Origin of the sequence: Anaerotruncus sp. AF02-27, assembly GCF_003465835.1 — a bacterium.
Classification (GTDB): Bacteria; Bacillota; Clostridia; order Oscillospirales; family Ruminococcaceae; genus Anaerotruncus; species Anaerotruncus rubiinfantis.
The window spans coordinates 18,809-30,833 of the sequence record NZ_QSBX01000004.1 but is presented as its reverse complement, the minus strand read 5'-3'; the positions used below and the strand labels follow the sequence as shown (position 1 = coordinate 30,833).

At 58.7% G+C, this 12,025-nt stretch carries 8 protein-coding genes; 3 read left to right on the top strand and 5 right to left on the bottom strand.

Features of this window, described 5'->3' with window-relative positions; genetic code table 11:
- The first annotated feature begins 23 nt into the window (after positions 1-23).
- On the top strand, positions 24-401 hold the full coding sequence (gene rplL, locus DWV16_RS05105; protein ID WP_066452926.1) for a 50S ribosomal protein L7/L12: 378 nt from the start codon (positions 24-26) through the stop codon (positions 399-401).
- Between the two features lie 116 nt (positions 402-517).
- Here the strand turns inward: rplL and DWV16_RS05100 are convergent, their stop codons facing one another.
- Positions 518-1,561: a DUF4349 domain-containing protein gene (locus DWV16_RS05100; RefSeq protein WP_158572782.1), complete on the bottom strand. Its 1,044-nt coding sequence runs from the start codon at positions 1,559-1,561 to the stop codon at positions 518-520.
- A gap of 121 nt (positions 1,562-1,682) precedes the next feature.
- On the bottom strand, positions 1,683-3,107 hold the full coding sequence (locus DWV16_RS05095; protein WP_147349425.1) for a serine hydrolase: 1,425 nt from the start codon (positions 3,105-3,107) through the stop codon (positions 1,683-1,685).
- 245 nt (positions 3,108-3,352) lie between these two features.
- Between DWV16_RS05095 and DWV16_RS05090 the strand changes: the two genes are divergently transcribed.
- Complete coding sequence (locus DWV16_RS05090) at positions 3,353-4,648, top strand: O-acetylhomoserine aminocarboxypropyltransferase/cysteine synthase family protein (RefSeq protein ID WP_066452931.1); 1,296 nt, start codon at positions 3,353-3,355, stop codon at positions 4,646-4,648.
- Between the two features lie 50 nt (positions 4,649-4,698).
- Entirely contained in the window at positions 4,699-5,370 is a 672-nt protein-coding gene (locus tag DWV16_RS05085; RefSeq protein ID WP_066452936.1) for a metallophosphoesterase, read from the top strand.
- Between the two features lie 723 nt (positions 5,371-6,093).
- Here the strand turns inward: DWV16_RS05085 and DWV16_RS05080 are convergent.
- The 3 genes from DWV16_RS05080 to mtaB all read right to left on the bottom strand — a co-directional run bounded on the left by DWV16_RS05080 (position 6,094) and on the right by mtaB (position 11,946).
- Positions 6,094-6,795 carry a TVP38/TMEM64 family protein gene (locus tag DWV16_RS05080; protein ID WP_066452938.1) on the bottom strand — a complete coding sequence of 234 codons (702 nt, stop codon included), beginning with the start codon at positions 6,793-6,795 and terminating at the stop codon, positions 6,094-6,096.
- Between the two features lie 77 nt (positions 6,796-6,872).
- The gene (locus tag DWV16_RS05075; protein WP_118478011.1) at positions 6,873-10,583 is read right to left on the bottom strand and encodes a phosphoribosylformylglycinamidine synthase; all 3,711 of its coding nucleotides are present in this window, start codon (positions 10,581-10,583) and stop codon (positions 6,873-6,875) included.
- Positions 10,584-10,653: 70 nt separating this feature from the next.
- Positions 10,654-11,946 carry a tRNA (N(6)-L-threonylcarbamoyladenosine(37)-C(2))-methylthiotransferase MtaB gene (gene mtaB / locus DWV16_RS05070; RefSeq protein ID WP_118478009.1) on the bottom strand — a complete coding sequence of 431 codons (1,293 nt, stop codon included), beginning with the start codon at positions 11,944-11,946 and terminating at the stop codon, positions 10,654-10,656.
- Positions 11,947-12,025 lie beyond the last annotated feature (79 nt).

Sequence of the window (12,025 nt, the reverse complement as noted above, 5' to 3'; positions counted from 1 at the left end):
GAATTAATAGGAGGTAACTTATCATGGCTTCTGAGAAAATTTTGAAGTTTGTAGAAGATATCAAAACCCTCACAGTCCTCGAGCTCAACGAGCTGGTCAAGGCGATTGAGGAAGAATTCGGCGTTTCCGCCGCCGCTCCGGTTATGGTCGCGGGTGGCGCTGCCGCCGCTGCTCCTGCCGCTGAGGAGAAGAGCGAATTCGACGTCATCCTGACTGCTGCCGGCGCTTCCAAAATGGGCGTCATCAAGCTGGTCAAGGAGATCACTGGTCTCGGCCTCAAAGAGGCGAAGGATCTGGTCGACAACGCGCCGAAGCCGGTCAAAGAGGCTGTTTCCAAGGCCGACGCCGAAGAGATCAAGAAGAAACTCGAAGATGCGGGTGCTTCTGTCGAACTCAAGTAATTTATCCGTCTTTCAAACGCCTCCCGCAAAAGCGGGAGGCGTTTTTGTTCGCGTCCTCCAAAAAGGCGGCGGCCGCAGGAATGCGGCCGCCGCCTTTGGGTTTTATGCGGATAAAGTTAGCCTTGCGTGGGCGGAGTGGGTGCTGGGGGCTCTTTCGCGGCAAGTTTTTTCGCACGTTTGGCTTCGCGGCGTTTCTGCATGGTGCGGGTCAGCTTCACAATTGCGAGCACAATCACAAGGATGATCACCGCCCAGAAGAGCAGGACCGGGCCCGCCTCGATCACAAAGAGAATCAGCCCTTTGCAGGAACGGAGCAGATTGCTGACCGAACGCTGGAACGCGGCGGAGACCTCCTCGCCGAAAGTCTTGGGCGCGGTGGTCACATTTTTATATTCGACGACTTCCCGCAGTTCTATGTAGAGGTAGGAATAGGCGACCTGCTTATCCATCCGTCCCAGCTGCGCGGTGAGCGACTCGATCTGGTAGCGCACTTCGGCGAGCGCCTGTTGCAGGGTGATGACGTCCTCGAGTTTTTCCGCTTTGGCAAGGATGTCGAGCAGGGTCGTCTCCTGGACTTTAAGCGAATTGAGGCGCGCCTGTGCGTCGAAGTAGGTGTCGGTGATGTCGTCCATGTTTTCGCTGCGCGAGACGACGTTGCAGAGGGTCCCAAGGGTGTTCACTGTTTCGTCAAGCTTTTCCGCCGGGATGCGCGCGGTGATGTTGCCGTAGCGTTCATAGTAGTCGCCGCGGTAGGTCATACTGATGCCATCGGCGCTTTGACTCTCGATATAGCCGCCCTTTTCCTTGACGAGTGCGGTAATTTGTGTGATTGCGCTGTCAAATTCCTTGGTTTCCAGGGTGAGATAGCTGTTTTTGATGATTTTGCGGTCGGCAAGCACATCGCCGCCGCGCGCCGCGTCGTCCTCGGCGTAGTCCGCGTCGGCGGACTCAGCCACCGCCATTTCTTCGTCGTAAATATCCCCGGAATAGAACCCGTTGTCTGCCGCCAACGCCTGCGGAGCGGTGGAAGCCATGCTCATGGCGGCGGGCGCTGCGGATGCCGTCGCAGTAGAATCATAGCCTGAACCGCCGCAGGCTGAAAGCAGGAGCGTCAGCACGGTGAGCAGTACCAATGCGATAGAAGCATATCTTTTCATCATTTTTTCCTCCTTAACGATTGGGCCCTTCACCCATAGAGTGAAGATTTCCCGGCCATTTCCTGCATCTGTACAAAGAAAAAACTTCCGGCGGGTAAATGCGCGCCGGAAGTTTTCCATTTTATCACCTTGCGGGAGGCTTGCGGCGGCGCATCTGGTAACGGCGCCGGTTGCGGTTGCGGATGATCATCAGGACGATATACAAAACGACCAGCACAATGAGGAAGGTCAGCACAAACTTGAACAGGAAATTGCTGGTGAAAGATTTGACCTTATCCACATAATAGAGCCATTTGCTTTGCTCAACGCTTTCAGCAGCCACCAGACGCACCCGTCCGACTTCCTCGCCGGCGAGCATCAGTTTGACATGGCCGATCTCCTCGCCCTTCTTCACCGGCGCGTCGATGAACTTCTCAGTGTCGGGGCTGTTTTCGCCTTTTTTCCCTTTCACCGGGACCTCGGTGTACTTTTTGTCAATCTCGACGAAAGTCTCGAGACTGTCCTCAGTGGTTTCGTTGGGCACCAACGAGGCGAATTTATCCGCGGCCAGCAGCTTGATGTGGTCTTTGTCCCATGAGAGCCGCACACCGACCTCCGCGACCTCCTCGCCGATGTCCATCAGCGTCTTGACCCGGAAGGTTTCGAACGCCCAGTTGTAGAGCCGGTTGGTATCAAACCAGGCGAGGTTGGTCTTATAGCGCTCGCCGTCCTCATTGGTGATCGGGGCACCGAGTACGACCAGCAGGTAGCTGTAGCCGTCGCGGGTGGCGACCGATGCGAAGTTGCGCATATTGAGCTCGGTGAGCGCGCCGGGGATGACTCCTTTGAGTCCCTCGTAGTAATAATCGGTGTCGCTGGGGTTCTGCATCTGGTTGTTGGAAACCCAGGAGATGCCGTTGGGGTAATTGGGGGTTGGCTGTGAAGTGTAGGTGCGGGTGGTGACGATATCCACAAAATCCTGGTTCTGCATCGCGTACTGGACGATCAGCGCCAGGTCATAGGCGGTGGATTTATTCTCCTCCGCGTAAAGCCCGGTGGGATTGGCAAAGTTGGTGTTCTTTGCGCCGATCTCCTTGGCTTTTTTGTTCATCAGCTCGCAGAAATATGGAATGTCCCCGTCACCGATATAGTCGGCAATCATCATCGCGGCCTCGTTGGCCGACTGGAGCATCATGGCGTACATCAGATCCCGGATGGTCATCGGCTCGCCCATGTAGATGCCGCCCAATTGGGTGACGCCCAGGTTATAAAGCTCGTTTTGGATGTAGGCTTTTAGTTCGGTGGTTTCGGTGTCCGGGTCGGCGACCTCTTCGAGCGCAAGGATACAGGTCATGATTTTATTGAGCGAAGAGGGATTCATCTGCGCCTGTTCGTTTTTGGCAAAAACCTCGGAATTCGAATCGAGGTTCAGCATATAGACCGCCTGGCAGTAGAGCTCATCGGCGAAAGGCGGCGGGTAGTTGGCCGCTGCGGAAGAAGCGGACGCCGGAGTGAGCAGGGCCGTGCAAAGTATAATAACGGTCAGAAGGGACGCGATTTTTTTCCTCATATCCAAATACCAATCCTCCGCTGCCGGGGCGGGAATCAAAGACGCGCAGCCTTGCGGCGGGATTCAGGCGGCGCCAAAAGCGAAACTGCAATTGACAATCCCAATTGCAGGAACAGAAAAATTGTGCTAGAATAATACCCATACATATGGTAGAATAACCGATATCTACAAATAGTATACCAAAAACCCGTCCAAAAGAAAAGGGCATAAAGATGAATTTTGTCGAATAAACGGAGGGAATGTCAATGCTGGATTTCGCGGATAAAAATTATGGATTTGATACCCTGATGGTGCACGCGGGCACCGAGCCGGACCCGGTCACCCATGCGGTGAACCTGCCGCTCTATCAGGCGACCGCCTACACCTTTGACAGCACCGAACATGCCAAGGAGCTGTTCGAGCTGAAAGCGGCCGGGAACATCTACACCCGGCTTATGAACCCGACAGTCGATGCGATGGAGCGCCGTGTGGCGGCGCTTGACGGCGGCGTGGGCGCGCTCGCGATGGCGTCCGGCCATGCGGTCATGTTCAACACCTTTCTGAACCTCGCTTCGGAAGGGGACGAGATCGTTTCCTCGATCTGCATCTACGGCGGCGCGATCAACATGATGGGGATTACGCTGGGCAGGCTCGGCGTGAAGGTCAAATTCGTCGATCCGGACGATCTGGGCGCGTGGGAAGCGGCCGTGACCGACAAGACCAAAGCCTTCTTTGTCGAGGTGGTCGGCAACCCGAACGCCAATGTAGCGGATCTCGAGGCGATTGCCGCCATTGCCCACAAGCACGGGATTCCGTTCATCGTGGACAGCACTTTCACCACCCCGTACCTTATCCGCCCGATCGAATTCGGCGCGGATATGGTGGTGCATTCGGCCACCAAATTCCTGGGCGGCCACGGCACCTCGATGTGCGGCGTCATCACCGACGCGGGCACCTTCCAGTTCAAGGGGAACCCCCGGTTCCCGCTCTTCAACGAACCGGACGTGAGCTACCACGGCGTGGTCTTCGCGGACACCGACGCGCCGTTTATCACCCGCCTGCGCGTATTGATGCTGCGCGACCTGGGCGCCTGCTGCGCGCCGTTCAACGCGCTGATGATCATGCAGGGGATCGAGACCCTCTCGCTGCGCATGCGCCGCCATTCGGACACTGCGCTCGAAATCGCGGAGTATCTGGAACAGAACCCGAACGTTTCGTTTGTGCATTATCCGGGGCTTGCCTCGAATAAGTATTATGAGCGGGCGCAGAAATACCTGCCGAAAGGCGCGGGCGGCGTCTTTACCTTTGGGCTCAAGGGCGGCCGCGAGACCGGCGCGAAATTCATCGACTCGCTGCGGCTTTTCACCCATGTAGCCAACGTGGGCGACGTGCGTTCGCTGGTGATTCACCCGGCGACCACCACCCACAGCCAGCTTTCGGACGAACAGCTCGCGGAAAGCGGGATCACGCCGGAGACGATCCGCCTTTCGATCGGCCTGGAGGACCCCAAGGACCTGATTGCCGATCTCGAACAGGCGATCAACGCGGCTGTGGGAAAATGAGAAAAAATTGATCCTATGGAGGGGAACGGCGGATTGACGCCGGAGAGAATATGATCTATGTAACCGGAGACATGCATGCCGATGCGACCCGGCTGAAAAGCAGGGCGGCCAAACAGCTAAAAAAGCAGGACACCCTGATCGTCTGCGGCGATTTCGGGTTTGTGTGGGACGGCTCCAAAAAGGAGCAGAAGATGCTCAAGTGGCTTGGCAAACGGCCGTACAGCGTCCTGTTTGTCGAGGGAACCCATGACAATCTCGACCTGCTCGCGCAGTATCCCGAAGTGGACTACTCCGGCGGGAAGGCGCGCCAGATCAGCGGGAACTGTTATCAGCTGCTGCGCGGGGAAATCTATACGATTGAAAGCGACGCGATTTTCGCCTTTGGCGGCGGCGAGAGCATGGATATGGATACCCGCGTGCAGGGGGAGACCTGGTGGCCGGGGGAACTGCCCACCCAGGAGGAGCTCGGCCATGCCCGGGAGAATCTGGAGAAGCACGGAAACGTGGTGGACTACATCGTCACCCACACGGCCTCGTCGATTGTGAACAGCTTTCTGGATATGGACAGCGCCCATGTCAACCAGCTGGCGGCCTTTTTTGATGAGGTTTCCCAGCAGGTCCGCTATAAGCACTGGTTCTTCGGCAGCTATCATCTTGACAAGGTGATCCCGCCGAAATACCATGCGATGTATCAGGAGATTTTGCCGCTCAAGGCGCTGTGATTGACGCGGGAATGCGCCCTTCGCGCGCCCGGACCCCATTTCTTGCTCGTGCAAGAAATGGGGGAAAGAACACGCGCGGGGAGTTCCCCGCGACCCCCGCCGCCGCAAAGCAAAGCGGCGGCCGTGCCCTTAGACTTCGAGACTTGTGCCGCTGCCCGCTCCCCAATAAACGGTCAGCTCAGGACTGAATGCGGCGTTTTCCGCTCCCCGGTTATGGGATGGCGGAAAATGTGGGCCGCGCATATTGAACGGATGGTGGGAGAAAAAGGGTTGCCTTGCCTGGAGCTGTTTGCAGAGAAACCGAAAGCCCCCTGCTGAAAAGCAGGGGGCTTTGTTTTCGCCTTGACGGGTTTGCGCGGCGGCGGGGAAGGAGGACGCTTGGGGAGACGCCGGTCCCCCGCCGCCACGAGCCCGCAAGGCAAACAAAAAGACGCAGATACGGAAACTTTTCCATACCAGCGCCTGACCTTCCTAAAACCACCTCGATACCCGTGCCCCGGTAAAAAATTGTCTCCCTCTTGCGAAAAACCGAAAAAGCAGGTATAATAATGTGGCAAAGTGCGGTAACGTTGTATATGGAGGGCCTTCTCCGTGTACAGGCGGTACGGAGTTGCTGCTCCGTACCGCTGCTTTGCATATCTTGTTTGCCTTATGCCTATTATAGCGGAAGATAAAGGAAAATGCAAGTGGAAAAGGACGGGGAGGCCCGTCCTTTTTTGTGCTTTACCTGCTTTTGCGCAAACGCCGGAGGCATTCCATAATCCGTTTGCTGAAGAGCATCCCGCAAAGCCCCAGCGCCGCGGAGATGCAAAAAACGACCACCGCGCGCAGATAATTGCCGTCCATCAGCGCGTCGGACGCAAAGGTCAGACAGAGGATGGTCGGCACCCGCGCGGCGAGCGTGAGCGAAAGGTAGCGGCGCAGGGTGAGCGGGGTGAGCGCCGCGATGTAGGTAAAGACGTCCTTTGGCATCGCGGGGATGAGGTAGAGGATGAATACGATCATGCCCAGCCGGTCGGCGTCATAGAGGAAGGAGAGCTTCTGCTGTTTTTGAGGTGGAAAGACCTTGTCAACCAGCGGCTGGCCATATTTTTTGACCGCCGCAAAGACGAGCGTACTGCCGCAGAAGATGCCAAAAAGACAGATGGCCAGCCCGCCGAGCGCGCCGTAGGTGAGGCCGGCGGCAATCTGGATGGGCAGGGCGGGGATGATGCCGGAAATGACCTGCAGCACCTGGATGCAGAAAAGCGCAAGGATTCCGAAAACGCCGAAAGAGGAGAGCTTTTCACGGAACGCCGCCATATTTTCCGGCTGTGTGAGGTTCTGGATCACCGGATAGTATTTCCAGATGAGCCAGCCGCACACGCCGAGCAGCAGGACGGCGGCAGCTGCGCCGAGGATCAGAAGTGGTTTGCGCTTTTTCATGGACGCCTCCGAAAAATTCAGAAAATACCCGGGCCGCGCCAAACGGAAGTTTGCCGCGGCCCGAACTGCGTTTATGGTTATTTATAATATGCCACCGCGCCGCCAAACATGTTCTGGAATTTATTTCCGGATACGTTCTGGTAGAGGTCGGGGGCGGTGCGCTCGCTGTGGCCCATCTTGCCGAATACCCGTCCGTCCGGCGAGGTGATGCCCTCGATTGCGTCGAAAGAATTGTTCGGGTTAAAGCGGATATCGAGCGACGGTTTTCCGTCGAGATCGACATACTGGGTTGCGATCTGGCCGTTTTCAGCGAGCTTCGCAATCAGATCGCGCGGCGCGACAAACCGGCCTTCGCCGTGGGAGATGGGGATGGTGTGGATATCGCCCACCTGCATGCCGGACAGCCACGGGGACTTATTGGAGGCGATGCGGGTGCGCACCAGCCCCGACTGATGGCGGCCGATCGTATTGAAGGTGAGGGTGGCGCAGTTTTCGTCCATATCGCGGATCTCGCCATAGGGCACCAGGCCGAGCTTGATGAGCGCCTGGAAGCCGTTGCAGATGCCGCACATCAGGCCGTCACGCTTTTGCAGAAGCTCCATGACCGCGTCGCGGATCATGGGGTTTCGCAGGAACGCGGTGATAAACTTGGCCGAGCCGTCCGGCTCGTCGCCGCCCGAGAATCCGCCCGGCAGGGCGATGATCTGGCTTTTGGCGATGCTTTCGGCAAAAGCCTGCACGCTCTGGGCGATATCGGCGGCCGAGAGATTGCGCACGATGAAGATTTCGGCCTCGGCGCCGGCGTGCTCGAAGGCGCGGGCGGTGTCGTATTCGCAGTTGGTGCCCGGAAAGACCGGGATCAGCACGCGTGGCTTGGCGATGCTGGTTTTGGCGGTGATCCGCTCCTTCGCCTCGCAGCGGTAGGCAGGAACCTCCTGCTGCTCGGCGGGCAGCAGATAGGGAAATACTTTTTGTAATTTTTCCTCCCAAATCTCCTGGATGTCATCGAGCTGGATGAGATCAAAGCCGTAGCGGATGGCATACGCGCCCGAGACAGTGCCGATGCAGGGCAGGCCTTCGAGTGGTTCGTTGGCTTCGAGGATAAAACCGCCATAGAGCGGCTCGAAGAGCGCCGCGTCGTCGAAGGTGGCGGAAAAGTCGAAGCCGAGCCGGTTGCCGAAGCACATCTTGGTGACGCCCTCGCAGACGCCGCCGTAACCGAGCGTCCAGGCGGCGGCAACCTTGCCGCCGGCGATGAGCGATTCGACCGTATCAAAGACCTGTTTCACGCTGTCGAAGTTGGGCATCCGGTTTTCGTCATAACAGGGAGTAATGATATAGACGTTATGTCCGATTTGTTTAAATTCAGTTGAGACGATATTTCCGGTATAGGCGGTTGAAACCGCGAATGAAACGAGGGTTGGCGGCACGTCGAGCTGCTCGAAGCTGCCGGACATCGAGTCCTTGCCGCCGATCGAGCCGGTCCCAAGGCCGAGCTGGGCTTCCAGCGCGCCGAGCAGCGCGGCCATCGGCTTGCCCCAGCGTTTTGGATCATTTTTGGTGCGCTCGAAATACTCCTGGAAGGTGAGCCAGCAATGTTTATAGCTGCCGCCCGCGGCCACGACCTTTGCGACCGATTCGACCACCGCGCAGGCCGCGCCGTGGTACGGGCTTGCCGCCGAAAGGTCGGGGTTGAAGCCCCAGCCCATGACCGAGGCGGTGGTTGTCTCGCCGCCGAGCACCGGGATTTTGGCGGCCATCGCCTGCGCCGGGGAAAGCTGCGTTTCACCGCCGAACGGCATCAGCACGCTGCCCGCGCCGATCGTCGAATCAAAGCGTTCAACCAACCCCTTCTGGGAACAGACGTTGAGGTTTTGCATGGCTTTTGCCCATTTTTCCTTGATTGGGCGTTCCGAACGGAAACGTTCGAACTCGCGCGGGGAGGTGATTTCGATATCGGTGTACTTGGCCGCGCCATTTGAATTCAGGAAGGCGCGGGAGAGGTTGACGATGGTGTTGCCGTTCCAGCGCATCACCAGGCGCGGAGCCGCCGTGACCTTTGCCACGACGGTGGCCTCCAGGTTTTCCCGGTGGGCGGCGGCAATGAATTTTTCGACGTTTTGGGGCGCGACGACCACTGCCATGCGTTCCTGTGACTCGGAGATCGCCAGCTCGGTGCCGTCGAGGCCGTCATATTTTTTCGGGACCGCGTCGAGATTGATCTCGAGCCCGTCAGCCAGTTCGCCGATCGCGACCGAAACGCCGCCCGCGCCGAAGTCGTTGCAGCGGCGGATCAGGCGGGTGACCTCGCCGTCACGGAAAAGGCGCTGGAGTTTGCGCTCGATCGGCGGGTTGCCTTTCTGGACCTCGGCGCCGCAGCTCTCGAGCGACTGCAGGGTGTGGCTCTTGGAGGAGCCGGTCGCGCCGCCACAGCCGTCGCGGCCTGTCCGGCCGCCGAGCAGGATGACGATGTCGCCCGGGTCGGGGCATTCGCGGATGACGTTTTTGGCCGGCGCCGCGCCTACCACCGCGCCGATCTCCATCCGTTTGGCCGCGTAGCCGGGATGATAGACTTCAGCCACATGCCCGGTCGCAAGGCCGATCTGGTTGCCATAGGAGGAATAGCCAGCCGCCGCGGTGGTGGTGATCTTGCGCTGCGGGAGCTTGCCTTTCATCGTTTCGGAGAGCGGGACGGTCGGGTCGGCCGCGCCGGTCACCCGCATCGCCTGGTAGACGTAGCTGCGCCCGGAGAGCGGGTCGCGGATCGCGCCGCCCAGACAGGTCGCGGCGCCGCCGAACGGCTCGATCTCGGTCGGGTGGTTGTGCGTTTCGTTTTTAAAGAGCAACAGCCAGTCCTGGTCCTCGCCGTCCACATCGACCTTGATTTTTACCGTACAGGCGTTGATCTCGTCGCTCTCATCGAGGTCGGCGAGCTTTCCCTCGGCCTTCAGCGCCTTCGCGCCGATGACGGCGAGATCCATCAGGGTCATCGGTTTCTCTTTGCCCGCGTAAAGTTTTTCACGCAGCGCAAGGTATTTGTTGAAGCTTTCCTGAATATAGGGGGAATCGATCCGGACGTTTTGGATGTTGGTGAGGAAGGTGGTGTGGCGGCAGTGATCCGACCAGTAGGTGTCGATCATACGGATCTCGGTGATGGTCGGGTCACGTTTTTCCTCGTCACGGAAATACGCCTGCAAAAAGGCGATGTCCGCCTCGTCCATGGCAAGACCGTATCGCTTCACAAAGTCCGCGAGCCCTTTTTCGTCGAGCACGGTGAAGCCAGAGAGCGTCTCGACGGTGGTGGGGATCTCATATTTCACATCGAGCGTTTCAGGCTTGTCCAAGGAAGCGAGTCGGCTCTCGACCGGATTGACGAGATAGTGCTTGATGGAGGCGAGCGTTTCGGGGGAGATTTTGCCGCTCAGAACATAGACCCGCGCGGTGCGCACGAGCGGCTGTTCCCTGGCGGTGGAAAGGGAGATGCACTGCGCGCAGCTGTCGGCGCGCTGATCGAACTGGCCGGGCAGGTACTCGACGGCAAAGACCTGCGCATCCGGCCCGAAATCGGGCAGTCCGTCATAGGTCACATCGACCTGCGGCTCGGAGAAGATGGTGTCGCGCGCGGCGTCGAAGTCCGCCTTGTCAATCCCCTCGACATCGTAGCGGTTGATGACCCGCACGCCGGTCACACAGTCGAGCATCAGGGCGGTGCGCAGGTCACTGAGGACCCCGGCCGCTTCGACGGCGTATTCCGGCTTTTTTTCCACATAGATTCGATAAACGCTCATGTAATTCCCTCCAACTTCTGTATGTCCAGCCGCCGGAAACCGGCGGCCGTTTCATGCTTCCTTCTTTCAGTCAATCGGCGAGCGCGCCTTCACACCAGTCGGAATAAGCCGCGACAATGCTGACGGGGCGCTCCTGTCCGCGCAGGTCGCCGGGCGACAGGACCCGCACAGGTGTGTAATTTTCGGTATATCCTTCGTAAAATCCGTCTTTGAGACGGTTTTCAAACAGGACGGAGGCTGTCTGACCAACCTGCGTACGCAGAAACGCGGCGCGCGCGTCGTCGGTCGCTTTGATCATCCGGCTGCTGCGGGACTCCTTGTCCGGGCCCGGGACCTGGTCGGGCATCGCGGCTGCACGGGTGCCGGGCCGCACCGAATAGGCAAAGACGTGGACCTTTGCGAACCCGATTTTTTCCGCAAATGCGAGCGACTGCGCGAACTCCTCCTCGGTCTCGCCGGGGAATCCGACCATGAGGTCGGTGGTGATGGCACAGTTCTCGAAATGCCGCCGCAGATTTGCAACGATCGCGGCGTACGCGGCGGTGTTGTAATGGCGGTTCATCCGCCGAAGCGTCGCGTCGCAGCCGCTTTGCAGCGAGAGGTGAAACTGCGGACAGACTTTCGGCTGGCGGCTCATCCGTTCGATGTCGGATTCACTCAGCAGCTCCGGCTCGAGCGAGCCGAGCCGCACCCGGCTGATCCCCTCGGCCGCGCAGGCGCATTCAACCGCGTCGATCAGCCGCAGGCCGAACTCCTTGCCGTAACAGGAGAGGTTGATCCCCACGAGCACCACCTCCCGGTAACCGGCCGACGCAAGGCCGGAAAGCTCGTTTTGCAGGTCGGAAAGCGGCTTTGAGCGGACCGGCCCGCGCGCCGTTGGGATGATGCAGTAGGAGCAGTAGCGTTCGCAGCCGTCCTCAATTTTGACAAAGGCGCGGGTGCGTTCGGAAAAACGGTCGGCGTGCATCGTCTCAAAGGATTCGCCGCGTTCGTGCGGGGTGATTGCGACAATGCGTTCGCCGGTGGTGAGGTTTTGTTCGACCAGCCCGACGATCCGGCCGCGGGAGCGCGCGCCGGTGATGACGTCGGCTTCGGGGAGGCGTTCGGCCGCGTCGGGGAACGCCTGCGGAAAGCAGCCGGTCAGCACGATCCGGGCGGCGGGGTTCTGCGTTTTGAAACGGCGCAGCATCTGGCGGGTCTTTTTGTCGCCGGTCGCGGTGACGGTGCAGGAGTTGACAAGGTAGATATCAGCTTTCGCGGTATGCGGGACGATCTCGTAGCCGCCGGCCGAAAAAAGCTGGGTCAAAACCTGCGTCTCATATTGGTTGACCTTGCAGCCCAAGGTAAAAAAAGCAATTTTCATTGGTAACTCCATCTAAAAAAGTCAAATATTTCATATGCAAATTTCACAATTGAAAATTGATATTAAGCGGATTATACAC